General features: G+C 72.7%; 22 protein-coding genes and 1 other RNA gene. 14 read left to right on the forward strand and 9 right to left on the reverse strand.

Translation table 11 applies throughout. The annotated features are described in order from the left end of the window. The first annotated feature begins 119 nt into the window (after positions 1–119). Positions 120–2,507, forward strand: a complete 2,388-nt coding sequence (gene pheT / locus J2Z33_RS12215; protein WP_209841433.1) for a phenylalanine--tRNA ligase subunit beta — start codon at positions 120–122, stop codon at positions 2,505–2,507. Positions 2,508–2,705: 198 nt separating this feature from the next. On the opposite strand, the gene J2Z33_RS12220 is transcribed toward pheT, so the two are convergent. Then, positions 2,706–3,401, reverse strand: coding sequence for a glutathione S-transferase family protein (locus J2Z33_RS12220; protein ID WP_209841435.1), 696 nt, complete (start codon positions 3,399–3,401; stop codon positions 2,706–2,708). A 132-nt stretch (positions 3,402–3,533) separates the two neighbouring features. Here J2Z33_RS12220 and mscL point away from each other — a divergent pair, with 132 nt between their 5' ends. Next, positions 3,534–4,013: a large conductance mechanosensitive channel protein MscL gene (gene mscL, locus J2Z33_RS12225; RefSeq protein ID WP_209841437.1), complete on the forward strand. Its 480-nt coding sequence runs from the start codon at positions 3,534–3,536 to the stop codon at positions 4,011–4,013. A 425-nt stretch (positions 4,014–4,438) separates the two neighbouring features. Here mscL and ald read toward each other — a convergent pair whose 3' ends face one another. Beyond that, complete coding sequence (ald, locus tag J2Z33_RS12230; protein WP_209841439.1) at positions 4,439–5,551, reverse strand: alanine dehydrogenase; 1,113 nt, start codon at positions 5,549–5,551, stop codon at positions 4,439–4,441. A 157-nt stretch (positions 5,552–5,708) separates the two neighbouring features. On the opposite strand from ald, the gene J2Z33_RS12235 reads away from it, so the two are divergent. From J2Z33_RS12235 to rsgA, 3 genes are all read left to right on the forward strand, one after another. Beyond that, positions 5,709–6,167: an Lrp/AsnC family transcriptional regulator gene (locus J2Z33_RS12235; protein WP_209841441.1), complete on the forward strand. Its 459-nt coding sequence runs from the start codon at positions 5,709–5,711 to the stop codon at positions 6,165–6,167. A gap of 44 nt (positions 6,168–6,211) precedes the next feature. Then, an RNA gene (ffs, locus tag J2Z33_RS12240) (signal recognition particle sRNA small type) lies at positions 6,212–6,309 on the forward strand. Positions 6,310–6,451: 142 nt separating this feature from the next. Next, positions 6,452–7,492: a ribosome small subunit-dependent GTPase A gene (rsgA, locus tag J2Z33_RS12245; RefSeq protein WP_209841443.1), complete on the forward strand. Its 1,041-nt coding sequence runs from the start codon at positions 6,452–6,454 to the stop codon at positions 7,490–7,492. A 5-nt stretch (positions 7,493–7,497) separates the two neighbouring features. On the opposite strand, the gene J2Z33_RS12250 is transcribed toward rsgA, so the two are convergent. Further along, on the reverse strand, positions 7,498–8,088 hold the full coding sequence (locus tag J2Z33_RS12250) for an NADPH-dependent FMN reductase (RefSeq protein ID WP_209841445.1): 591 nt from the start codon (positions 8,086–8,088) through the stop codon (positions 7,498–7,500). A gap of 202 nt (positions 8,089–8,290) precedes the next feature. Between J2Z33_RS12250 and J2Z33_RS12255 the strand changes: the two genes are divergently transcribed. From J2Z33_RS12255 to J2Z33_RS12275, 5 genes are all read left to right on the forward strand, one after another. Further along, a complete protein-coding gene (locus tag J2Z33_RS12255) occupies positions 8,291–9,367 on the forward strand; it encodes a flavodoxin family protein (RefSeq protein WP_209841447.1) in 1,077 nt (358 codons plus the stop codon). A 67-nt stretch (positions 9,368–9,434) separates the two neighbouring features. Then, complete coding sequence (locus tag J2Z33_RS12260) at positions 9,435–11,159, forward strand: DNA polymerase III subunit gamma/tau (RefSeq protein ID WP_377109960.1); 1,725 nt, start codon at positions 9,435–9,437, stop codon at positions 11,157–11,159. A gap of 60 nt (positions 11,160–11,219) precedes the next feature. Further along, the gene (locus tag J2Z33_RS12265; protein ID WP_209841449.1) at positions 11,220–11,570 is read left to right on the forward strand and encodes a YbaB/EbfC family nucleoid-associated protein; all 351 of its coding nucleotides are present in this window, start codon (positions 11,220–11,222) and stop codon (positions 11,568–11,570) included. Next, complete coding sequence (gene recR, locus J2Z33_RS12270) at positions 11,570–12,163, forward strand: recombination mediator RecR (RefSeq protein WP_209841451.1); 594 nt, start codon at positions 11,570–11,572, stop codon at positions 12,161–12,163. The genes J2Z33_RS12265 and recR overlap by 1 nt, the downstream gene beginning before the upstream one ends. Positions 12,164–12,219: 56 nt before the next feature. Beyond that, on the forward strand, positions 12,220–12,627 hold the full coding sequence (locus J2Z33_RS12275) for a CopD family protein (RefSeq protein WP_209841453.1): 408 nt from the start codon (positions 12,220–12,222) through the stop codon (positions 12,625–12,627). A gap of 18 nt (positions 12,628–12,645) precedes the next feature. Here J2Z33_RS12275 and J2Z33_RS12280 read toward each other — a convergent pair whose 3' ends face one another. Further along, positions 12,646–13,422, reverse strand: coding sequence for a DUF1013 domain-containing protein (locus J2Z33_RS12280; protein ID WP_209841455.1), 777 nt, complete (start codon positions 13,420–13,422; stop codon positions 12,646–12,648). Positions 13,423–13,632: 210 nt separating this feature from the next. Between J2Z33_RS12280 and J2Z33_RS12285 the strand changes: the two genes are divergently transcribed. The 3 genes from J2Z33_RS12285 (at position 13,633) to J2Z33_RS12295 (ending at position 17,538) form a co-directional block, all read left to right on the forward strand. Then, positions 13,633–14,919, forward strand: coding sequence for an AI-2E family transporter (locus J2Z33_RS12285; protein WP_209841457.1), 1,287 nt, complete (start codon positions 13,633–13,635; stop codon positions 14,917–14,919). Positions 14,920–15,921: 1,002 nt separating this feature from the next. Further along, positions 15,922–16,545 carry a VPLPA-CTERM sorting domain-containing protein gene (locus J2Z33_RS18825; protein WP_209841460.1) on the forward strand — a complete coding sequence of 208 codons (624 nt, stop codon included), beginning with the start codon at positions 15,922–15,924 and terminating at the stop codon, positions 16,543–16,545. Between the two features lie 381 nt (positions 16,546–16,926). After that, positions 16,927–17,538 carry a VPLPA-CTERM sorting domain-containing protein gene (locus J2Z33_RS12295; RefSeq protein ID WP_209841462.1) on the forward strand — a complete coding sequence of 204 codons (612 nt, stop codon included), beginning with the start codon at positions 16,927–16,929 and terminating at the stop codon, positions 17,536–17,538. A 141-nt stretch (positions 17,539–17,679) separates the two neighbouring features. Here the strand turns inward: J2Z33_RS12295 and epmA are convergent, their stop codons facing one another. Further along, positions 17,680–18,714, reverse strand: a complete 1,035-nt coding sequence (gene epmA / locus J2Z33_RS12300) for an EF-P lysine aminoacylase EpmA (RefSeq protein ID WP_209841464.1) — start codon at positions 18,712–18,714, stop codon at positions 17,680–17,682. A 172-nt stretch (positions 18,715–18,886) separates the two neighbouring features. On the opposite strand from epmA, the gene efp reads away from it, so the two are divergent. After that, on the forward strand, positions 18,887–19,453 hold the full coding sequence (gene efp, locus J2Z33_RS12305; protein ID WP_209841466.1) for an elongation factor P: 567 nt from the start codon (positions 18,887–18,889) through the stop codon (positions 19,451–19,453). A gap of 443 nt (positions 19,454–19,896) precedes the next feature. Here efp and J2Z33_RS12310 read toward each other — a convergent pair whose 3' ends face one another. The 4 genes from J2Z33_RS12310 to mnmC2 form a co-directional block, all read right to left on the reverse strand. Continuing rightward, a complete protein-coding gene (locus J2Z33_RS12310) occupies positions 19,897–21,441 on the reverse strand; it encodes a KpsE/RkpR family capsule polysaccharide export protein (RefSeq protein WP_209841469.1) in 1,545 nt (514 codons plus the stop codon). A gap of 210 nt (positions 21,442–21,651) precedes the next feature. Beyond that, positions 21,652–22,572 (reverse strand): NAD(P)-dependent oxidoreductase, encoded by a 921-nt coding sequence (locus J2Z33_RS12315; RefSeq protein WP_209841471.1) that lies wholly within the window; start codon positions 22,570–22,572, stop codon positions 21,652–21,654. Further along, positions 22,569–23,462 (reverse strand): DMT family transporter, encoded by an 894-nt coding sequence (locus J2Z33_RS12320; RefSeq protein WP_209841473.1) that lies wholly within the window; start codon positions 23,460–23,462, stop codon positions 22,569–22,571. Before J2Z33_RS12320 ends, J2Z33_RS12315 begins: the two co-directional genes overlap by 4 nt. Continuing rightward, positions 23,459–24,127 carry a tRNA (5-methylaminomethyl-2-thiouridine)(34)-methyltransferase MnmC2 gene (mnmC2, locus tag J2Z33_RS12325; RefSeq protein WP_209841475.1) on the reverse strand — a complete coding sequence of 223 codons (669 nt, stop codon included), beginning with the start codon at positions 24,125–24,127 and terminating at the stop codon, positions 23,459–23,461. The genes J2Z33_RS12320 and mnmC2 overlap by 4 nt, the downstream gene beginning before the upstream one ends. Positions 24,128–24,179: the final 52 nt, after the last annotated feature.

Raw genomic sequence — 24,179 nt, forward strand, 5'->3', positions numbered from 1 at the left:
CCCTCCGAGCATCGCGAGGAGCCCCCGCCCCCCACGGGTCCGGTCTAATACGTATCACGAACTAGACGGCCTCCACCTCGCGCGCTACTCCACCCCGACCCGACACGAAGGCCCGTCCGATGAAGCTCACCCTCTCCTGGCTCCGCGACCACCTCGACACCACGGCCACGGTCCCCGAGTTGGCCTCCGCCCTGACCGACCTCGGCCTGGAGGTCGAATCCATCCGCGACCCGGCCTCGGCCCTCAAACCCTTCACCATCGCCAAGGTCCTCGACGCCCAGCCCCACCCCAACGCCGACAAGCTCCGCGTCTGCCGGGTGGAGACGGCCCAGGGCATCCAACAGATCGTCTGCGGCGCCCCCAACGCCCGCGCCGGCATCACCGTCGTCCTGGCCTCCCCCGGCACCTACGTCCCCGGCATCGACACCACCATCGGCGTCGGCACGATCCGGGGCGTCGAAAGCTTCGGCATGATGGCCTCCGAGCGCGAGCTGGAGCTGTCCGACGAGCACAACGGCATCATCGAGCTCCCCTCGGGCGAGGTCGGCCAGTCCTTCGCCGACTGGCTGGCCACGCACGACCCCGCCCGAGTCGATCCCGTCATCGAGATCAAGATCACCCCCAACCGCCCCGACGCGCTCGGCCTCCGGGGCATCGCCCGCGACCTCGCCGCCCGTGGCCTCGGCACCCTCAAGCCCCTCCCCGAGATCACCGTCCAAGGCACCTTCGACACGCCGCCCGTCACCCTCGACCCGTCGCTCGACGGCGGCTGCCCCCTGTTCGCCACCCGCCTGATCCGGGGCGTCCGCAACGGCCCCTCGCCCGACTGGCTCCAGGCCCGCCTCCGCGCCATCGGCCTGCGCCCGATCAGCCTGCTGGTGGACGTGACGAACTTCTTCACCTTCGACCTGAACCGCCCCCTGCACGTCTTCGACGCCGACCGCCTCGCCGGAAACCTCACCGTCCGCCCCGCCCGCGACGGCGAGACGCTGCAAGCCCTCGACGGCAAGACCTACACGCTGACCCCCGGCCAGATGGTCATCGCCGACGCCACCGGCCCCCAAAGCCTCGCCGGCATCATGGGCGGCGAGCCCACGGGCGTCACCGACGCGACGACCAACGTCCTCGTCGAATCCGCCCTCTGGGACCCGATCCGCGTCGCCGCCACCGGCCGCGCCCAGAAGATCACCTCCGACGCCCGCTACCGGTTCGAGCGCGGCGTGGACCCCGCCTTCGCCGAGGAGGGCCTCGACCGCGCCGTGGCGATGATCCTGCACCACGCCGGGGGCGAGCCGTCCCACCGCGCCACCGCCGGCACCGTCCCCGACACCGCGCGAGCCTACCGCTTCGACCCCGACCGCCTGAAATCCCTCGTCGGCCTCGACCTCCCCGCCGACGACCAGCGCCGCATCCTCGAAGACCTCGGCTTCCGCGTGGAATCCGACCGCGCCCACGTCCCCTCCTGGCGCCCCGACATCCAGGGCGACGCCGACATCGTGGAGGAGGTCGCCCGCGTCGCCTCCCTCACCCGCCTGCAAGGCGTCCCCCTCGCCAGCCCGGCGATCCCCCGGCCCGTCCTGACCCCCGCCCAAGCCCGCCTGAACCGCGCTAGGCGCACCATGGCGTCGCTCGGCTACAACGAATGCGTGACCTACGCCTTCATCGACCGCCCCGCCGCCACCCTGTTCGGCGGCGGCGACGACGCGCGCCGCATCGGCAACCCCATCGCCTCGGACCTGTCCGACCTCCGCCCCTCGCTCCTCCCCGGCCTCCTCCGCGCCGCCGCCCGCAACCAGGCGCGCGGGTTCCAGGACCTCGCCCTCTTCGAGGCCAGCGAGTCCTTCACCGGCGGCGAGCCCGGCCAGCAGCGCGCCGAGGTCACCGGCCTCCTGATCGGCCGCGCCCAGTCCAAGGGCGTCCACGCCCCCGCCCGCGCGCAGGACGCGTTCGACGCCAAGGCCGACCTCGATGCCCTCCTCGCCACCCTGAACGCGCCCCAAAAGCTGCAACTCCGCCGCGACGGCGCCCCCTGGTGGCACCCCGGCCGCCACGGCGTCCTCACCTTGGGCCCCAAGACCGTCGTGGCCGAGTTCGGCGAGATCCACCCCCGCATCCTCAAGGCCCTCGACGTCAAGGGCCCCGCCGTGGCCTTCACCCTCTGGCCCGACGCCATCCCGCAGCCCCGGTCCACCACCCGCGCCCGCCCGCGCCTGGAGACCAGCGACCTCCAGGCGGTCGAGCGCGACTTCGCCTTCGTCGTGGACGCCCGCACGGAATCGCAGGCCCTCGTCCAGGCCGCGCAAGGCGCCGACAAGGCCCTCATCGCCGAGGTCCGGGTCTTCGACGCCTTCCAGGGCGGCACCCTCCCCGAGGGCCAGAAGTCCCTCGCCCTCACCGTCCGCCTCCAGCCGAAGACGGCGACCCTCACCGACGCCGAGATCGAGCAGACCAGCGCGAAGATCATCGACAAGGTGTCCAAGGCCACCGGCGCGACCCTGCGGACCTGAGGAGGGGGGCTCGGTCCAGCCCCGTAGGGCGGGGTTCACCCCGCCACGCGCCGGCGGCCAACGGCGCGCGGGTTCAAGGCGGAGCATGGCGGGGTGAACCCCGCCCTACGCCCGTCCCGGACCCCCGCCCCCTTTCCCTGCCCCAAATATCCCCGCCGGAGGCTCCCGCACTCACCGCAAGAGCCCCGGCCAACAGGTTCAGCGCGGCGGGATGTTCCGCGCCGCCTGCGCCGCCGGCCGCTCGAAGAACCGGTCCACATACCCCGGCACGTTCCGCAGGTCGTCCCAGCCCACCAGCGGCTTCGCCCCGTAGAAGTCGAGCGTCCCGAGCCACGGCCCGATCGCCATGTCGGCGATCGAATAGTCGCCCGCGACCCACTCGCGCCCCTCCAGCGCCCCGTCGAGCACGCCCAGCAACCGCCGGGCCTCCCCCACGAACCGCTCGCGCGGACGCGGGTCCTCGATGTCCTTGCCCGCGAACTTCACGAAGTAGCCCATCTGCCCCAGCATCGGCCCCAGGCCCCCCATCTGCCACATGACCCACTGGATCACCCGCGCCCGGTCGGCCGCCGTGGCCCCCAGGAACATCCCCGCCTTCTCGGCCAGATAGATCAGGATCGCCCCGCTCTCGAACAGCCCCAGCGGCGCGCCGCCCGGCCCGTCGGGGTCGATGATCGCCGGGATCTTGTTGTTGGGGCTCAGCGACAGGAACTCGGGCGACCGCACGTCGGCGTCCGCCAGCGTCACCCGGTGCGCCTCGTAGGGCAGCCCCGTCTCCTCCAGCAGGCAGGACACCTTCTGCCCGTTGGGCGTCGGGTAGCTGAACAACTGGATCCTGGTCGGGTCCGAGACGGGCCACTTGGCGGTGATCGGAAAGGCGGACAGGTCGGCCATGGGGGCGCTCCTTGCGTGCGTCAATGTCGCGCCCTCCGGGCTAATGCAGCGCGCCGGCCAAGAAAACCGTGGAAAAGCGAACAGGTCTTCCGCACACTTTCCGCAGCGTCAGCAATCCAAGGAGGAAAGCCCATGATCCGAGAGTTCCGCGACTTCATCGCCAAGGGCAACGTGATGGACCTCGCCGTGGGGATCATCATCGGCGCGGCCTTCACGGCCATCGTCTCCAGCCTCGTGGCCGACATCATCAACCCGATCATCGGCCTCATCATCGGCGGCGTGGACTTCTCCAACCTCTACTGGGTCATGTCGGGAGAGGTGCCCGCCAACGCCGGCCTCCAGACCGCCCGCGACAGCGGCGCGGCGGTGTTCGCCTACGGGGCCTTCGTCACGGCGATCATCAACTTCCTCATCATCGCCTTCGTGGTGTTCCTGCTGGTCAAGGCGGTCAACCGCATCAAGGACACCGCCGCCCGCAAGGGCGAGGAGGTGCCCGGCGCCCCCAAGGGCCCCACGCAGGAGGAGTTGCTCACCGACATCCGCAACCTCCTCGCCTCGGGCCGCAGCACCGTCCCGCCCACCGACGCAGCCTCCCCCACGAGCCTGGGCTGAACGGGCCCCGCGTGGCGGCAGGGGTTAACGGCATGGTCACGAATCGCGCAACACCACCGTTCGTTGCTGTCGGAGACCGTTAACCCCGCTCTGGCATCCTTCTCGCGACGCCCACGAATCGCGCCGCCCAGGAAAGGAGGACCGCCATGCCCACCGCCGACTACGTTCAGCCGACCGCCCACCCGCGCCCCGCGCCCGGTTCCGACCCGTCCTTCGCCGACCCGTCCTTCGCTGGGCGGCTGCGCGCCTTCTGGGCCCGCCTCCACCCCGCCACCCCCGAGGTGCTGGCCCTGCACGACCGCATCGTCGCCGTCCACGCGACGGCCCTCGCCCGGCTCGGCCCCAACCTCGCCGAAGCCACGCGCGAGGAGGTCGAGGAGATGGCGATCCTCCACTTCCTCATGGGGGCCGACCGCCTCAGGGCGTCAGGCCGCGAGGGCGACCTCCGCCAGCGGCAGCCCCAGCGCCTCGGCGACCGCCCGGTGGGCGATTCGCCCCGCATGGACGTTGAGCCCGCCCCGCAGATGCGGGTCGGCGGCCAATGCCCCGCTCCACCCCTTGTCGGCCAGCGCCAGCAGGAACGGCAGCGTGGCGTTCCCGAGGCCGAGGGTCGAGGTCCGTGCGACCGCGCCCGGCATGTTGGCGACGCAGTAGTGCAGGACCCCATCGACCTCGTAGATGGGGTCCTCGTGCGTGGTCGCGCGCGAGGTCTCGAAGCAGCCCCCCTGGTCGATGGCCACGTCCACGATGGCCGCGCCCGGCAGCATGGTGCCGAGGTCCGCCCGGCGGACCAGCTTGGGCGCTTGCGCGCCGGGGATCAGCACCGCGCCGATGACCAGATCGGCCGTGGGCAGCAGCTCGGCCAGCGCGCCCCCGCTCGAATACTGGGTGGTGAGCCGCCCCATGAAGATGTCGTCCAGATAGCTCAGCCGGGCCAGCGACCGGTCGAGCACGGTGACGTTCGCCCCCATGCCCACCGCGACGCGCGCCGCGGCCGTCCCCACGACGCCGCCGCCGACGATGACCACGCGCGCCGGCCGCACGCCGGGGATGCCGCCCAGCAGCACGCCGCGCCCGCCATTGGCCTTCTGCAACGTCCAGGCCCCGACCTGCGGCGCGAGCCGCCCCGCGACCTCCGACATGGGCGCGAGGAGCGGCAGCCCGCCCCGCGCGTCCGTCACCGTCTCGTAGGCGATGCAGGTCGCCCCCGACTCCATCAGGTCGCGGGCCTGCTCCGGGTCGGGCGCGAGGTGGAGGTAGGTGAACAGCACCTGCCCCTCGCGCAGCCGCCTGCGTTCGGCGGCCTGCGGCTCCTTGACCTTCACGATCAGCTCGGCGGTGGCAAAGACCTCCTCCGCGCCGTCCACGACCCGCGCCCCGGCCGCCACGTAGTCGGCATCCGCGAAGCCCGAGCCGACACCGGCCCCGCGCTCCACCACGACCTCATGCCCGTGCGCCACGGCCTCGCGCGCGGCATGGGGCGTGAGCCCGACGCGGAACTCCTGCGGCTTGATCTCCTTGGGGCAGCCGATGAGCATGGGGGAACCTCCTGTGTTGCGCGGCCCTCTCGGGGGACCGCTTTCCCGCGATCCTCGCGCGGGGCGGATGCAAGCGGGTGGCAAGATCGCCTTGCCAACCGGGGCCCCGACGCAGAAACTCCCGCCGGGTTCCCCTCGGACCAAAGGTTCTTGCGCCATGCCCCTCGACCCCATCGACCGCCGCATCCTGGAGGTGCTGCAAAAGCAGGGCCGCATCTCCAATCAGGACCTCTCGGAACGGGTGGGCCTGTCCCCCTCGGCCAGTCACCGGCGCGTGCAGCGGCTGGAGGAGGAGGGCTACATCAAGGGCTATGTGGCGCTCCTCGACCCCAAGAGGCTCGGCCGCACGACGACCGTGTTCGTGGAGGTGACGCTCGCCGGTCAGGCGGACGAGGTGCTCGACGCCTTCGAGAAGGCGGTGGCCCGCATCCCCGAGGTGCTGGAATGTCACCTCATGTCCGGCTCGGCGGATTTCCTGCTCAAGGTGGCGGCGCTGGACACCGAGGACTTCGCGCGGATTCACCGCCGCTCCCTCGCCACGATCCCCGGCGTGCAGGGGATTCAGAGCAGCTTCGCGCTCCGCACCGTCCGGCAGACGACCGCGCTCCCGGTCTGACCGCCCCGCTTGCGCGGCCGGTTCCGTGCGCCTATATGCACCCCCGAGAGGTTGGCGCGGGCAAGCGCCTCGCCAACCCGGTCAGGTCCGGAAGGAAGCAGCCGCAACGAGCCCCGCTTGGGTCGTGTTCAGCCTCTCACCCGTCACCCCTGGACCAGGGAGGCCCCGCATGGACATTGCCGCCGCCCTCCGGGCCGGACGCCGCCCATAGGCTCCCGCCCGCCACGAAGCCGTCGCGCCTCTCCTCGCGCGATCCCCTTCCTTCGTTCCGGGGCCATCCTCCAGTGACCGATCTCCTCCTTTCCAGCCTCGGCTGGACCCCTCATTTCGCCTCCCAGGTCGAACCCGGCAAGGCCTGCACCCCCGCGCGCATCACCGGCGTGGAGCGCAGCCATATCCTGGCCTTGGGCGCCACCGGCCCCCTGCGCCTGCTGGTCCCCCAGGGCACCGGCAGCACCGCCGTCGGCGACTGGGTGCTCCACGACGGCACCACCGTCACGCGCCGCCTCGCCCCCCGGACCGAGCTGGTCCGCCGCAACGCCGGCGACACCTCGCGCCGCCAGCTCATCGCGTCGAACGTGGACACGCTGGGCGTCGTCACCTCCTGCAACGCCGACTTCAACCCGGCGCGGCTGGAACGCTACCTCTCCGTCGCCGCCCAGGCCGGCTGCGCGCCGCTGGTGATCCTGACCAAGGCCGACAAGGCCGACCCCGAGCCGTATCTGGAGCAGGCCCGCGCCCTCTCGCCCCTCGTCGTGGCGCTCGCGCTGAACGCCAAGCACCCCGAGGAGGTCGTGGAGCGCCTGACCCCCTGGGTCTCCGAAGGCCGGACGCTGGCGCTGGTGGGCTCCTCGGGCGTCGGCAAGACCACGATCCAGAACGCGCTGACCGGCGTCCAGGCGGCGACGCAGGACATCCGCGCCGACGACGCCAAGGGCCGCCACACCACCACCGCCCGCGCGCTCCGCCGGACGCTCGCCGGCGGCTGCCTGATCGACACCCCCGGTATCCGGGAACTGGGCCTCGTGGACGCCGCCGAGGGGGTGGGGGAGGTCTTCTCCGACCTCGTGGACCTCGCGTCCAACTGCCGCTTCCGCGACTGCTCCCACGACCGCGAACCCGGCTGCGCCATCCAGGCCGCCATCGCGGCGGGCACCCTCGACCCCGACCGCCTTCGCCGCTTCCAGAAGCTCGAACGCGAGGACCGCGCCCACACCGAGGCGCTGCACCAGCGCCACGCCCGCGACCGGACCTTCGGCAAGGCGACCTCGCAGGGCGCGGCCCGCGCCAAGTGGAAGCGGCGCGGACCGGAGGCCGAGGAATGAGGGCCCTACGCCGCCTTGTCCTGAACCGCCGCCTCGGAGCGGAGCGGCTTCAGCGCCACGGCCAGCTTGTGCAGCTCGTCCAGAAGGCCCTGCAAGCCGGCCTGCATCTGCTCGTTCGGCCGGAACGCCCCGTCCTCGACGTGGTTCGGGAAGAACGGCACCGGCACGACCTGCGGCAGCGCATGGAGGTTCACGTTGGCGAGGAGCTGGCGGAGCACCTGCGCGCCCCTCAAGCCCCCCGAGACGAAGCCGTAGCTGACCACCCCGGCGGGCTTCTGCGCCCACTCCTTGAGGAGCACCTGCACCGCGTTCACCAGCGCAGCGGGCGGGAAGGAGTCGTATTCGGGCGTCAGGAACAGGAAGGCATCGGCCGACCCGACGCTCCGGCTCCAGGCCTTCGTGTGCTCGTGCTCATAGGCCTGCATCATCGGATGCGCGGCCTCGTCGAGCAGCGGCAGCCCGAAGGCGGCGAGGTCCACCAGCTCGACCTCGAACTTGCCATGCGCGCTGGCCGCCTCCTTGAGCCACTGGCCAAGGACCGGGCCGACCCGGCCGGGCCGCGTGGAGCCGATGATGATGTTCAACTTGAGGGCCATGCTGCATCCTTGCTGATCGCGGCCCAACCCGCGAAGGCGGGCGGCCTGTCGTCCATCCTCCGCAGATACGGGCTCCCCCGCCTTACCGACAGGCCGGGGCGGTCCCGCTTCGCGCATACCCGCCTTGCGCTCCGCGCGGGCGGCAGGGAACCGTCCGCTCCGCTCGCATCTTGTCCCCGAGTCCCTCGACCGGAGCCCGCCGATGCTGAGCCCCAAGCCCCGCGAGGGGATGCCGCCCGTGAAGCTCGACCGTCCGGCCTTCGCCGCGCGGTTCCGGGCGCAGTTCAAGGGCCCCGCGTTCGACGCGCTGGGGCCGGATCTCGACCGGATCACCGAGGCGGCGTGGCAGGAGTATGCGGCGAGCCGCAAGAGCCCGCACACCCGCAAGGCCGGGCCGGGCTACGCGGACCCAGACTACGACCTGTCCGTGGACTGGATCGCCGCCAAGTCGGCCATCGACAAGGCGCAGGCACGTCACGAGGACCCCTCGCGCCTGTCGCGCATCCTGCTCATCAACGGCTCGCCCCGAAGCGAGCACACCTGCCCCGGCGAGATGTCGAAGAGCTGGCGGCTGGTGGAGATCGCGCGCGAGGTGCTGGTGGGCGCCAAGGCCGAGGTCGAGGTGCTGGACCTGTCCCGCACCGTCTCGGAATACGGGCGCAACATCCACCCCTGCAAGGCCTGCTTCTCGACGGCCGCCGCGCTCTGTCACTGGCCCTGCTCGTGCTACCCGAACTACAGCCTCGGGCAGGCGCAGGACTGGATGAACGAGATCTATCCCATGTGGGTGGAGGCGCACGGCATCCTGATCGTGACGCCGGTGCACTGGTATCAGTCCAGCGCGCCGCTCAAGGCGATGATCGACCGGCTGGTCTGCGCGGACGGCGGCAACCCCGACCCGACCTCGACGCAGGGCAAGGACGCCGCGAAGGCCAAGCGGTTGGAGCTGGAGGGCTGGCCCTATCCCCGGCACCTCAAGGACCGGCTGTTCTCGGTGATCGTGCATGGCGACGTGGAGGGGGCGGAGGGGGTGCGCCGCTCCATCTCCGACTGGCTGCGCTTCATGGAGCTGCGCCCGGCGGGCAAGATGGCCGAACTCGATCGCTACATCGGCTACTGGGAGCCCTACGCCACGAGTCACGACGCGCTCGACAAGGACACGGCGATTCAGGGCGAGGTGCGGAATGCCGCGCGGACGCTGCTGGCCGCCGTGGCCGCGCATCGGGCGGGCGTGTTCCAGGACATGAGCGGCACCCTGACCCCCGCGCGGAACAAGTGACGTTGCCCCCCTGGGGGGCAGGGCTTAGGTTGGCCCGGTCCCCCGAGGAGCGTCCGCGTTGCAAGACCTGATCCCCGATCCCGCGCCCGCCTACCGCGTGCTCGCGCGGAAATACCGGCCCGAGACCTTCGCCGACCTGGTCGGACAGGAGGCGATGGTCCGCACGCTGCGCAACGCCTTCAAGGCGGGCCGGATCGCGCAGGCCTTCATCCTGACGGGCATCCGGGGCACCGGCAAGACGACGACGGCGCGGATCATCGCCAAGGGGCTCAACTGCGTCGGCCCCGACGGGCAGGGCGGGCCGACCACCGACCCCTGCGGCACCTGCGTCCATTGCCGCGCCATCAGCGAGGGCCGGCACGTGGACGTGCTGGAGATGGACGCCGCCAGCCGCACCGGCGTCGGCGACATCCGCGAGATCATCGAGAGTGTGCGCTACCGGGCCGCCGAGGCGCGCTACAAGGTCTACATCATCGACGAAGTGCACATGCTCTCGACCAACGCCTTCAACGCGCTGTTGAAGACGCTGGAGGAGCCGCCCGAGCACGTGAAGTTCATCTTCGCCACCACCGAGATCCGCAAGGTCCCGGTCACGGTCCTGTCGCGCTGCCAGCGCTTCGACCTCCGCCGGATCGAGCCCGAGGTGATGATGGGCCTCCTGCGCCGCATCGCCGAGGCCGAAGGCGCCGGGATCGAGGATGGGGCTTTGGCGCTGATCGCCCGCGCCGCCGAGGGTTCGGCCCGCGATGCGACCTCGCTCCTCGACCAGGCCATCGCCGGGGGCGGGACGGCCACCGCCGAGCAGGTCCGCGCCATGCTCGGGCTCGCCGACCGGGGGCGGGTGCTGGACCTCTTCGACCTGATCCTGCGGGGCGAGGCGGCGGCCGCGCTGGAGGAGTTGGGCGCGCAATACGCCGACGGGGCCGATCCCCAGATGGTGCTGCGCGACCTCGCCGAGGTGGCGCATTGGGTCTCGGTCCTCAAGGTCTCGGCCGGGGCGGAGGACGACCCCACGCTGTCGCCCGACGAGCGGACGCGCGGGCAGGCGATGGCGCAGGCGATCCCCATGCGGGTTCTGGCGCGGTTCTGGCAGATGCTCCTCAAGGCGCTGGAGGAGGTGGCGACCGCCCCCAACGCCATGATGGCCGCCGAGATGGCGGTGATCCGGCTGACCCACGTCGCCGACCTCCCCTCGCCGGAGGAGCTGGTGCGCCAGATCCAGAATGGGCGGGGCAACGGCGCGGCGATGCCCCAGACCTCCGGCCCGGCTCCCCGCGCGCCGGTCCCGCAGGCGTCCCGCGCCATGGGCGGAGGATCGGCGGGCGGGCCCATGGCGATGGCCGCGCCGCAGCCGCATCCGCTCGACCGCTTCGCGCGGTTCGAGGACGTGGTGGACCTCATCCGCGAGAGCCGCGACATCGGCCTCCTCATGGAGGTGGAGACGGGCATCCGCCTCGCCCGCTACCAGCCGGGGCGCATCGAGTTCGAGCCCGCCCCCCCGGCCGCCCCCGACCTCGCGCAGCGGTTGGGCCAGCGGCTCCAGGCGCTGACCGGGACCCGCTGGGGCGTGTCGGTGGTGAGCGACGGCGGCCAGCCCACGATCCGCGAGGCGCAGATGACGCGGGCCTCGGCGCTGGAGGCCGAGGCGATGGCGCATCCTCTGGTTCAGGCGGCGCTCCGGGCCTTCCCGAACGCCACCCTGAAGGTGCAGTCGCGCGAGGAGAAGGCCCGGGCAGCCGAGGTTGAGGCCCTGCCCGAGGTTCCCGAGGAATGGGACCCCTTCGAGGAGTGAGGGCTTGCCCGGTTCCCCGGGCGTGAATATCTCCCTTGAACTCATAGGAAAGGGCGCGCGATGCTGAAGGGATTGGGCCTTGGGGGCCTGGGCGACATGGCCAAGATGATGAAGGCCGCCCAGGAGATGCAGGGCAAGGTGGCCGAGATGCAGGCGTCGCTCGACACCATCACCGTGGAAGGTCAGGCGGGCGGCGGCCTCGTGAGGGCCGTGGCGACGGCCAAGGGCGACCTAAAGTCGCTGTCCATCGATCCGTCGATCTTCCGCGAGGAGGATCGCGAGATGGTGGAGGACCTGATCCTCGCTGCTGTCAAGGACGCCCAAGGGAGGGCGGCCGAGCGGGTGAGCGAGGAGATGGCCCGGATCTCCGAGGGGCTGGGCCTGCCGCCGGGCATGAAGCTGCCCTTCTGATGGCCGACGCCCCCGCCGACATCGAGGGCCTGATCGCGCTGATGGCGCGTCTGCCAGGGCTTGGCCCCCGGTCGGCGCGGCGTGCGGTGCTGCATCTGGTGAAGAAGCGGGGCACGCTGCTCCTGCCTCTCGCCGACGCGATGCGCGAGGTGGGCACGACCGCGCGGGAATGCGTGAACTGCGGCAACATCGGCCAGCACGACCTTTGCGCCATCTGCGAGGACGAGCGGCGGCGGAACGGCCAGATCTGCGTGGTGGAGGACGTGGAAGACCTTTGGGCCATGGAGCGGACGGGTGCCTTCCGGGGCCGCTATCACGTGCTGGGCGGGACGCTTTCGGCGCTGGATTCCATCGGGCCGGACGAGCTTCGCATCCCGAAGCTCGCGGAGCGGGTCAAGGACGAGGGCGTGTCCGAGGTGATCCTCGCGCTGGGGGCGACGGTGGACGGGCAGACGACCGCCCATTACATCGCCGACCGCCTGTCCGGCGTGCAGGTCACGACCTTGGCGCAGGGCGTCCCGATGGGGGGCGAGCTCGACTACCTCGACGAAGGGACCATCGGCGCGGCGCTGCGGGCGCGTCGGGCGCTCTGACCCCCCTCGCCGGGGACGGGGCGGCCCGCTAGGTTGCCCCGCAAAGGAGCGACCTGATGATCTACTACCTGACCGTGACCCTGCACCTCGTGGCGATGGTGCTGTGGATGTCGCCGATGATCGCCGTGCCGGTGATCCTGATGCGCCACGGGCCGCATGTGCCCAAGCCCGACGTGGTGGACCGCCTGCGCGCCGCGTTCCGGGGGCTGGCCACGCCGGGGCTGGTTCTGACTTGGCTGTTCGGGATCGCCAACGCCGTGCAGGGTGGCTGGTTCACCGAGGGCTGGCTCCACGCGAAGCTCGTGTTCGTGCTGGCGCTGTCGGCGCTGCACGGGATCGCGCTGGGCCGGCTGCGGCGGCTGGAGACCGGGGGCGCGGTGCCCGGCCTCCTGAAGGCGTTGCCGGGGATCGTGCTGGCCCTGGTCTTCGGCGCAGTGCTGCTGGCGGAGTGGAAGCCCTTCTGACGAAGGACTTCGGGCGTCTCAGCGGCGATCGGCCTGATCGTCTTCGTCCTCGTCGCCGGCGGGCAGGTTGAAGAAGGAATCGGCGTCCCGGATGTCGGGGAGCGCCTCGTCCTCGTCCTCCTCCTGGCCGGGTGCGTCCTCGGCGGCCGGGACGAAGCCTTCGAGGGCCCCGAGGCCGGACATCCGCGGCTCGGGCGACATCGACAGCGAGACCTGCGTGGACACGAGCTTGCGTCGCTCGTCGTCGCTCATGACGCCGCCCTCGTGGGCCTTGGCGGCGATGGCCTTCTGGATCGCGGCATCCAGCTCGGACTGCCGGCAGAGGCCGAGCGCCACGGGGTCGATGGGCTCGATGTTGCCGATGTTCCAGTGCGTCCGCTCGCGGATGGCCTGGATCGTGGGCTTGGTGGTGCCGACCAGCTTGGAGATCTGGCCGTCCGACAGCTCGGGGTGGAACCTGACCAGCCAGTAGATCGCCGCCGGGCGGTCCTGGCGCTTGGACAGGGGCGTGTAGCGGGGGCCGCGCCGCTTCTCCTCGCCGACCGAGGCCTTGTTGAACTTGAGCTTCAGGCGGTGGTGCGGGTCGGCCTCGCCCTTCTTGATCTCCTCCAGCGTGAGCTGGTTGCTGGCGATCGGGTCGAAGCCCTTGACGCCCTGCGCCACCTCGCCGTCGGCGATGCCCTGCACCTCGAGCTCGTGCATCCCGCAGAACTCGCCGATCTGGCGGAAGTTCAGCGTGGTGTTGTCCACGAGCCAGACGGCGGTGGCGCGGGCCATGAGCGGTTTGTCGGTCATCCTTGGCACCTCATCGGTCAAATCCTCCCCGGGGCCCCGCCGGGGGGCGCCTTCCCAGGGGAAGGCCGGTTCGCGCTGTCGGGGAACTCGGCCACCATATAGGCCCGCGCCAAGCGGAAGGGAAGCATTCCCTGCGGCGGGCCCCGGACGGGGAACCCGCGCCGCGCACGGCCCGTTCCGCCCCGGCACGGGGACGGTGGGGAGCGCGGCATGGCGGAGCGGCAGGGCACGGGCGCGGAAGCCGAGTCGGGAGGCGGGGCCGGGCGGGCGCGGTCGGACCTGCGGCCCGTGTTCCTGGGCGTCATCGCGCTGATCCTGGGCGGCTGGGCCGTCAAGGGAGTGGCCCCGGTGCTCATGCCGCTGACGGCGGCCGTGCTGATCGCGCTGGCGGTCATGCCCGTGCGCGACCGCATCGCCGCGCGGATGCCGCGCGGGCTGTCCTGGCTGGGCCTCGTGGGGGCCATGGGCGTCGTGCTCCTGGTGCTGGCGGCCTTCGCGGGGGTGCTCGCGCTCGCCGCGCGGCAGATCGTGGCGGAGATCCCCGTCGGGCCCGGGCAGGTGGTCGAGATGATCCAGGGCCAGGGCGGCGAGGGCAGCCCCGTGGTCGAGGGCGCGCAGGCCGGCGCCTCGGGCGAGATCGCCGCAGGGACGCAGGGCGAGGCCGCCGGCCCGCAGGGGAGCGGGCAGGGCGACGCGACCGCCGGTGCGGGCACGCAAGGGCAGGGCGCGCAGGGGCAGGGCGCGGGCGGCAATCCGCTCGCGGGGCTGTCGGACCGGACGCTCTCGACGCTGCGCGAGCTCGGGCAGCGGGCGCTGGGCGCGGCGGGGGGCGCGGCGGCGGCGATCCTCAACTCCGCCGTCGCGGTGCTGGGCGGGCTCGTGCTCGTGCTGTTCCTCACGCTCCTCGTCCTCGCGGAGAGCGGCGACTGGCGGCGCAAGGTCGTCACGGCGCTGCCCTGGCCCGAGGACTGGCGCCTGAGCGAGTCGGCCGAGGTCATCGCCGGCAAGGTGCGGGCCTATCTGTTCACGCAGGCGTTGCTCGGGCTCGTGTCCGCGCTCCTTTACGCGGCCTGGCTGGGCTTCTGGGGCGTGGGGCTGCTGCTGGTCTGGCCCCTGCTGATCTTCGTGCTGAACTTCATCCCGACGATCGGGTCGCTGGTCGGCGGCACCCTGCCGGTGGCCTATGCCCTCATCACCCTCGGGCCGGGACCGGCCGTGGGGGTGGGGCTGGGCATCGCGGTCATCGAGGGGGTCATGGGCAACCTCGTCGCGCCCCGCGTCCAGGGCGGGAACGTCGCGCTGTCCCCCCTGGTGGTGCTGGTGGCGCTGGCCTTCTGGGGCTGGACCTGGGGCATCGCCGGCGCGCTGCTCGCGGTGCCAGTCACGGTCGCCCTCGTGGTCTTGGGCGCGCACGTCCCCGTGCTGCGGCCCTGGGCCCTGCTCCTGTCCAACAAGACCGAGTGGGCCGGGCTCGACGAGGCCACGCGGCCCGGTTGAGGCGGGCGCGGGCGCGTCGGCCGCGTGCGCGTCGGGCACCTCCGCCTGCGCCTCCGCCTCCTGCCTTGCCGCGTCGCGGGCGTCGTCCTCCCTGGCCCATTCGGGGTGGAGGGGGCGCAGGAGGCGGGGGACGCGGGGGCGGTCGGGGTGGCGGGGGAAGTGGTAGCCGTCCTCCTCGTAGACGCGGCGCTGGGTGAAGGAGCGGGCGACCTGGTCCTCGGTGCGGGGGTCGAGGATGCGGCGGCTCCCGAAGGGGGCCCGGGCGGGGCGGCCGCGCAGGATCTCGGCCAGCCGGTTGGGCTGGTGGGGGGAGGGCAGGGGCGCGTCGAGGAGGGCGAGCTCCTGGGCGGTGTAGGGGGAGGCGGTGTAGGGGGAGGCGGGGTCGTGGGCGGCGGTGGCGGCGGTGGCGGCGTGGTCGAGGGGCATGGGGTGGCTCTCCTGTGCGGGCGTGGCGGGGGGCCCGTGGCGGGGAGGCCGTGGCGGGCGCTTGGGGGGGAGGATGCCGGAGGGGGGTTAACGGGGCCTGACAGCAACGGGCGTTGCGTGGCCCTGTCGCGCAACGCCCCCCGGGGGCGTGGTAGGGGGCGGGTGATTCGGGGCGCGCGCGCGGGCGGCGGAGGAAGCGCGGGCGCGGGCGGGAGGGGGATTCGGAATGGGGCGCGGGCATGGCGGGCGGGGGCGCGGCCGGGCGGGGCGGGCGGCGCGGTGCCCGTTCCCTGGGCGGACGGGCCGGCCGACCTAGATCCCGGATGCGAAACGGTCTGTTGCCAATCGCGCACGGGGCGCGATCCCTGTGAGACAAGTTCCTAAATTACATTGATTTATGCCGGGGCACGGCTCGCTGCGCGCGGGGGTGCCCGGATTTCTCACGATTGCGGCGAATAGGACGCGATCGTGACGTGAATTCGCCATTATTGGCCACCAAGGGACGAAAATGGGGCCGTCCCTCCCGGGAAGGGGGCGGTTCGCACGACCGGTCCACGTTTCAGAAAGGAACATCCTGTGTTCACCAAGCTTCGCTCGCTCGGCCTCGCGGTCGCGCTTGCGCTCACGCCGCTGGCGGCCTCGGCCGTCACCTACAACCCCGGCAACACCGTCGAGGTCAACGCGACGACCCTGAGCGTCAACATCGACATCGTGAACGACTTCTCCTGGCGCTGGAGCGCCGACTTCGGCCGGGGGGACACCGCCAAGACCTACACCTTCGTGTTCCACAACACGACGGATGAGGTGCGGACATTTGACTTCGACGGCACGGTGATGCAGGGCACCGCGACGTTCGCCAACATCGCGGGCACGACCTCGGGCGTGATCGTGACCTTCGGCGACTTCACCAAGACCGTCGCCCGCAGCGCCACCCGCGCCTGGGACACGACGGAAGTGGGCACCTACACCAACACCGTCGATGGCGGGTCCTACCTCTACTTCGCCCCTGGCGAGACCAAGACCCTGACCATCCGCACGGGCCGGGTCGTGGGCACGGTCGCGAACTCGGGCGCGACCATCAGCTTCGACGCGAGCACGCCCTCGACCCTCGCCGCCGTGCCGGTGCCGGCCTCGGCCGTCCTGCTCGGCTCGGGCCTGCTCGGCCTGGCCGGGCTGCGCCGCCGCCGCAAGGCCGCCTGAGCGCGACCGCATCGGGACCGTCGCCCGCGAAGGCGGCGGTCCCCTTGTCCCGGCCCCTGGGCCGGGACGGACCTGGCCCCGCCCCTGGCGGGGCCTTCTTGCATTCCGGGCCCCCGATCCTGACCGGGGCCGCGCCCGACCCCGCGCCCTGTTGCGCGGCGGACACACGTCACGATTGCGTGATGACGCTAAGTCAGGCGAAAGGCTCAACTTTCCCGCGAGTGCCGGGAAATGCGGCGAACCCCTTCGCGCCGCGTCGCGGCGACGCCCGATTTCCGCCCCGATCCCCCCGCATCCGCCCTCGGGTCAGCCTTCGCCTCCCCGGATCGGACCCGGGGGGCGGGGCCATGGCGACGAGATCTTTCCAGAAGGGGAAACGTAATGATCAAGACCCTCCGCGCGGCCGGCCTGGCCGCCGCCTTCGCCCTGGCGCCGCTGGCCGCCAAGGCGATCACCGTCAACGCGTCCAGCTCGGTCCAGGCGGGCGAGACTGTCGAGATGGTGCAGGACAACGCCTGGCACTGGGAAGGCACCTTCCTGACCGGCGAAGGCCCCGGCACGCTGACCTATGCCTTCCACAACGCGGGCGCCTCGCTCCGGACGATGGACTTCGTGTTCAACGTCCGCCAGCTGTCGGCGTTCTTCACCGGCGGCGTGACGATCACCTTCGGCGACCTGACCTACAGCATCGCCCAGGGCTCCGCCTCGAACCCGACCACCTGGCAGCAGGGCGGCAACACCGACGTGACCAACTTCCTCGTCTTCGATCCCGACGAGACCAAGACGCTGGCGATCGCCTATGGCGTGGTCGTCAACAACCCGACCACCGCCGCCTCGAACGCCAGCACCGCGGTCACCTTCGACGCGATCACGCCGGGCTACTCCGCGCCGACCCTGCCGCCGGTCGCGGCCGTGCCGGTGCCGGCCGCCGGCCTGATGCTGGTGTCCGCGCTGGGCGGGCTGGGCCTGATGCGCCGCCGCCGCACGGCCTGAGCGCGAACGGAAACGGGTCGCGGGCCCTCGCGGGCCGCGATCCCATGTCCCGGCCCCGGCCGGGACCGACTGGGCCCCGCCACGCGCGGGGCCCTTTTCGTTGGGGGCGCGGGGCCGGGGGATCGGGTCAGGGGGATCGGGTCAGGGGACGGGGGCCCAGATCACCTCGGAGAGGCGGGGGGCGCCGGTGGCGAGGAGGAGGAGGCGGTCGAAGCCGAGCGCGATGCCCGAGGCGGGGGGCATGAGGGCGAGGGCGGCGAGGAGGTCCTCGTCGAGGGGGTAGGTCTCGCCGTGGACGCGGAGCTTTTCCGCCATCTCGGATTCGAAGCGGCGGCGCTGCTCGTGCGGGTCGGTGAGTTCGCCGAAGCCGTTCGCCAGCTCCACCCCGCAGGCGTAGAGCTCGAAGCGTTCGGCGGTGCGGGGGTCGCCTTCGGTGCGGCGGGCCAGCGCGGCCTCGGGGGCGGGGTAGCGGTCGAGGATCGTCGGGCGGCCGTGGCCGAGGTGGGGCTCGATCCGGGTGGTCAGGATCTTGGACAGGATGTCGGACCAGGTGTCGTCGGGGGAGGTCGGCTCGCCCGCCGCGTGGGCCTGCCCGCGCAGGGCGTCCGTGTCGGGGGGGCCGTCCTCGTGGATCGTGGACAGGAGGTCGATGTTGGCGTGGCGCTGGAAGGCGTCGGCGACGGACAGGCGCTCGGGCGGGAGATGCGGGTCGCAGGTGTGGTCGCGGAAGCGGAGCGTGGTTGCGCCGGTGGTGGCGGCGGCGAGGCGGAGGAGGGCGGCGCAGTCGTCCATGAGGGCGGTGTAGGGTTCGCCCACGCGATACCATTCGAGCAGGGTGAACTCGGGGTGGTGGAGGGGGCCGCGCTCGCGGTTGCGCCAGACGTGGCCGAGGGAATAGAGGCGCGGCTCGCCGGCGGCCAGGAGCTTCTTGAGGGCGAACTCGGGGGAGGTGTGGAGGTAGAGGGTGCGGGGCGTGCCGTCGTTGCCGATGGCGGTGGTGGCGAAGGCGTGGAGGTGGGCCTCGTTGCCGGGGGAGGTGGCCAGGGCGGAGGGGTCGGCCTCCAGGAAGCCACGGGCGTCGAACCAGGCGCGGGTCGCGGCCATGAGGCGGGCGCGCGCGTGGAGGAGCGGGCGGCGCGTGTCGTGGCGCGCAGGGGTCCACCAGGGGTCGGTCATGGCGCGGGGCGTTGATGCGGGGTCATGCGCGCCGCTCTGGCGGATTTGGCGCGGATGCGCTAGGGGGCCGGGCCATGGGCTCCGGCGGCGAGGGGCCTAAGAATTTCCGTGCGGAAGTTCTTAGGCTGCGCGCGGGGGGCCGCCTTCCATTTCTGTCCAAGGGACCGCCTCCGTGAAAGTCATCGCCTCCTCGCTCCGCAAGGGCAACGTGCTCGAGATCGACGGCAAGCTGCATGTCGTGCTGACCGTGTCGAACTTCCACCCCGGCAAGGGGACGCCCACCACCTCGGCCGACCTGCGGCGGCTGCTGGACGGCGTGAAGGTCAGCGAGCGCTGGCGCACCGTCGAGCAGGTGGAGCGGGTGAACGTGGACGAGCGGGAATACGACTTCCTCTATGAGGACGGCGAGGGCTTCCACTTCATGCAGCCCGAGAGCTACGAGCAGATCGCCGTGGACCCCGACCTGATCGGCGACGACAAGGTGTATCTGTCCGAGGGGATGCGGGTCTTCCTCAAGACCTACGAGGGCGCGGCGGTGGGGATCGAGTTCCCGCAGAAGATCACCGTGGAGGTCACGGAGACCGAGCCGGTGGTGAAGGGGCAGACGGCGTCGTCCTCCTACAAGCCGGCGATGACGGGGAACGGCATCCGCGTGATGGTGCCGCCGCATATCGGCGTGGGGACGCGCATCGTCATCAACACCGAGGACAACAGCTACCAGGGCCGCGCGCAGGACTGACCGGCGCGAAAGGCCGGAGCGATGGGGCGGCGCCTTGCGGGGCGCCGTTCGCGTTTCGGGGGCGTGGCTGGGGGCTCTGCCCCCCGTCTCCTTCGGAGACGCCCCCCGGGATATTTGGAGCCAGAGAAGGGCCGGGGCGCGGGGGGCGGGGGCATCGAGTCCGGGTCGGGCTCTGGGTCGGGCCAAAGTCCACGCGGGCGTAGAGGTCGCCCAGGGGGAGCGCCACGCCGAGAGCAGGGTCAGGGCCGTCGCGCGACGGGCGGCCGTGGTTCAGGGGGCCGCCCGTCATCATCCGGGCTGCCGAAGGCGGGGCCCGCGTGGGGAATGTCCTCGGCGAGGCTCGTGGCGGGCGGTCCTGGCGGCCGGTCCCGATCCGGCGCAGGGGAAGGGTGACGCCCCGGGGAGCGCGCGGGAAGGGGCCGGCGGGCCCGCGCCGCGCGCCGTCAGCGGCGGTCGCGGAGCGCGTAGCCGGCGAGCGTCAGGACCATCCAGCTCAGGAAGGCGAAGAGCCCGATGAGCAGGGTGGAGGACCAGCGCTCGGGGAAGTCGGACCGTTCGGCGAGGGTGGGCTCGACGTGCGGGGCGAGGTAGCGCGTCTGCTGGCGGCCCTGGTTGAGCGAGGATTCGTAGTTGGCCAGCGAGGCGAGGTAGCTGCGCTGCGCGAACTCCTGATCGACGAACAGCCCCTCGTAGACGGCCACGAGGTCGGCGTAGTCCGAGCCGGGGGCGGGCTCCGGAGCGGGGTCGGAGGCGGGCGGCGGGGCGTCGTCCCGGGCCAGCGGCCGCAGGGGCGCGGCCGGGTTCCCGAGCCCGTCCCCGAGCCCGTCGCCCAGCCCCTCCCCGAGCCCGGCCAGGGTGTCGGGGAGGGGGGCGGTCGCGGTGGCGGCCGGGGCGGGGGCAGTCGTGGGCGCCGCCGTCGGGGTGGCGGCGGCGCGGCCTATGCCGAACTTGGTCCGTTCCTCGTCGATGCGGGCCTGGATCACCTCCACCCGCGCCACCGCCTGCTGCACGCGGGGGTCGCTGTCGGGGGCGTTCTCGCGCAGGAGGTCGAGCTCGATGTATTGCTGGGCGAGCTGGGATTGCAGCTCGTTCAGGATGGTCATCTGGCCGGTGATGTCGGCCACCGGATCGACGACCTGGTTCTCGCTGCGGAAGCGGGTGATCGCCGCGCGGGCGACCTTGAGGGCCTCCACCGCCTCGTCGAGCTGCTGGCGGGCGAGGCGGGTGGTGTCGTTCACCGCGATGTCCGAGAGCCGGTTGATGAGGGTCTGCGATTCCTCGTAGATCGCCTGGGAGATGACCTGGGCGTCCTCGGGCGTGAAGGCCTGCACCTGCACGTCGAGGAGGCCCGTGGTGGTGTCGAGGTAGACCGCCACCATGCGGTTCCAGTAGTCGTGCAGGTCCTCGATGGTGCCGGGGGGGTGGTAGGCGAAGACCGGGTCGCGGTCGGGGTCGCCCTTGGCCCAGAGCGTCCGCAGGTCGAGGCGGGCGTCGATGGCCTCCACGATCTCGCGCGATTGGATGAAGCGGTAGAGGATGTCCACGTCGCGGGTCGTCGAGGCGCCCGCCCCGCTCAGCGCGGTGAGGCCGCCCAGCAGCTCGAGCGGGTTGGGGGCCTCCTCGGTGCGGACGGAGAAGCCGACCTCGGAGGCGTAGCGCGGCGTCGCCCGCTCCCAGAGATACCAGCCGGAGATGGCGGTGGGCGCGACCACGGCGAGGGCGAAGCTGGCCGCCGCGATCCAGTGGCGGGGGCGCGCGCGGGCGCGGATCGGGATGGAGACGCGCCCCTCGCCCGGGAGGGCCCGGCCGGTGGCCTCGGCCTCGGCGCGCTTCTTGGCGGCGCGGCGGGCGCGGCGGGCCTCGAGCATCTCGGCCGACAGGACGGCGTCGCTGATCTCCCGGCGCTTCTCGGGGCGGGGGGCGTCGGGCGTGGCCGTCGCGGCGGCGGCGGGCGCGAGGGGCGTGTCGGCGGGGCCTTGGAGGGTCATGGTCACCTGGGCGCGGTTGCGGAGGGGGACGCCCGTCCGAACCTCGGCGGGGCGGTCCCGCCGGGTCGTCGGGCTCGCTCGGCCCGGGGACAATAGGGCCGCCGGGGCGGAAAGACCAGACGCCATCGGGTCGCGGGGGGCGAAGCGGCGCGGATGCGCCACGGGAGGGGCGGGCCCGGTTGGGGCCCTGGCGGGGGCTCAGGCGGGGGCTTAAGCGGGGCTGACCGGCGGTCCCCCGGCGAGGACGGCGGCGAGGTTGGCCAGCACGTTGGCCGCCATGGCGTCGCGGGTGTCGCGGGTGGCGCTGCCGACATGGGGGGTCAGGATCAGGCGGGGGGCCGCGAGGAGCGCGGCGGAGGGGCGCGGCTCGTCCCACATCACGTCGAGCGCGGCGGCGCCGAGCCGGCGGGCGTGGAGGGCGGCGATCAGCGCGGGCTCGTCCACCACGCTGCCGCGCGCGACGTTGACGAGGAGGCCCTGGGGGCCGAGGGCGTCGAGGACGGCGGCATCGACCAGGCCCCTGGTCCCGGGGCCGCCGGGGACCACGACCGCGAGGATGTCCGAGCGGGCGGCGAGGTCGCGCGGGTCGGGGACGTGGGGAAAGGGCACGTCGCGGGGGCGGCGGGTGGCGTAGGCGATCCGCAGGCCGAACGCCTGCGCGCGGGCGGCGATGGCCGAGCCGATGTGGCCGAGGCCCAGGAGGCCCAGCGTCCGGCCCTTGAGGGCGCGGCCCAGCGGGGCCTCGCCGTCGGCCCACGCGCCGGAGCGGACGTGGCGTTCCAGCGCGGGCAGGCCCTTCCAGCCGGCGAGGAGCAGCATCAGCGCCACGTCCGCCACCTCGGAGGCCAGCGCCGGGGCGGGGTTGGTGAGCGGGATGCCGCGCGCGTCCAGCGCCGCGCGCTCGATGCCTTCGAGCCCCGCCGAGGCGGAGGCGACAAGGCGGAGGTTCGGCAGCGCCGCCACCTGCGCGGCGGACAGGCCCGCGTGGCCGTCGGTCACCACCGCCGCGATGGACGGCCCGACGGCGGCGAGGTCGGCCTCGGGGCCGTGGAGGTCGTAAAGGGCGGACAGCTCGGCCTGGCGGGCGGGGAGGGGGAGGGGCTGGAGGCAGAGGACGGCGGGACGGGTCATGGGGCCTTCCGGTGGCGGACGCGCTCGCGCCAGAGGGTGAAGAGGCCGGCGGCGACCACGATGGTCCCGCCGACGACGGTGGTGGGGTGCAGCACCTCGCCGAAGGCCAGGATGCCCACCGCCGAGGAGAACACCAGTTGCAGGTAGGCGAAGGGCTGGACCACGGACGCCTCGGCCACCTCGTAGCACTTGATGAGCAGGCCATGGCCGGTGACGCCGGTCAGGCACAGGACGGCCATGATCGCCCAGTCGCCGGGGGCCATCGGCTCCCAGTGGAAGACGCCCACGGCGGTCATCAGCCCGGCCCCGGCGACGCCCGTCCAGAAGAAGCTGGTGGCGGCGCTGTCGGTGCGGGCCACGAGCCGGGTCTGGAGGCTGTAGACGGCGAACATGGCGGCCCCCGCCAGTGGGACCAGCGCGTCGGCGTCGAAGACGGCCACGCCGGGCCGCAGGATCACCAGGATGCCGAGGAAGCCCACGCCGATCGCCGCCCAGCGCCGCCAGCCCACGGCCTCGCCCAGGAAGGGGCCGGACAGCGCGGTGACGATCAGCGGCCCGGCGGCGAGGATGGCGTGGCTTTGGGCGATGCCGAGGCGGGTGAAGCCCCAGACGGTGACGCAGATCTCGGCCGCGAGGAGGAGGCCGCGCCAGATCTGGAGGAGGGGCCGCGAGGTGGCGGCGGCGGCGCGGACCGAGCCCGCGCGCGCCCGGCCCACGACGATCACGAAGGCGGCGAAGAACCAGTAGCGGATCATCACCACCATCCAGACGTTCGCCTCCTCGGCGAGGTGGCGCGACAGGCCGTCCTGGAAGGCGAAGACCGCGCAGGTCGTGGCCATCAGCAGGATGCCGAGGCGGGCGTCGTTCCGCTGGGTCGGGATCGCGGTCATGCGGGGCGCCTTGCGCGGGTCATGTGGCGCTTGGTGCCGAAGCCGGGGCGGCGCTCGACGGTGAGGCCGGCCGCTTCGAGGGCGCGGCGGACGTGGCCGGCGGCGCTGTAGGTGGCGAGCGTGCCGCCGGGGGCGAGCCGATGGGCGACGGCCGTCAGGAGCCCGGGCTCCCACATCTCGGGGTTCCTGGCGGGGGCGAAGCCGTCGAGGAAGGCGGCGTCGGCGGGCCCGTCCCAGGCGGGGAGGGTGTCGCGGGCGTCGCCCTCGATGATCCGGAGCGTCACCGGGCCGAAGGTCCAGGGGCCGGGGGCGGTCATCGCCTGCGTCAGATCGGCGGCTTCGTCGGCGATCTCGGGGAAGGCGGCGAGCGCGCGGGCGCGGTCGGCGGCGGCCATGGGGAAGGCCTCCAGGCTGGTGAAGAGGAGGGGGCCGGGGGAGCCCGCGTCGCGGTGGGCGCGCAGCGTCACGAGGAAGTTCAGGCCGGTGCCGAAGCCCAGTTCGAGGATGCGGAAGCCGGGGCGGAACCGGGCGGGCAGGTCGTTGCCTGAAAGGAAGACGTGGCGCGTCTCGGCCAGGCCCCCCTGGAGCGAGAAATACGGGTCGTCGAAGCGCGAGGAGACGGGGATGCCGTCGCGCCAGAGGAGCGGGGCGGTCTGGTCCGGCATGGGGGAACCGTGGTTAGAGGAACCTTGGTTGGGATCGGCCGGGACCATGGTC

Origin of the sequence: Rubellimicrobium aerolatum (assembly GCF_017872975.1) — a bacterium.
Classification (GTDB): domain Bacteria; phylum Pseudomonadota; class Alphaproteobacteria; order Rhodobacterales; family Rhodobacteraceae; genus Rubellimicrobium; species Rubellimicrobium aerolatum.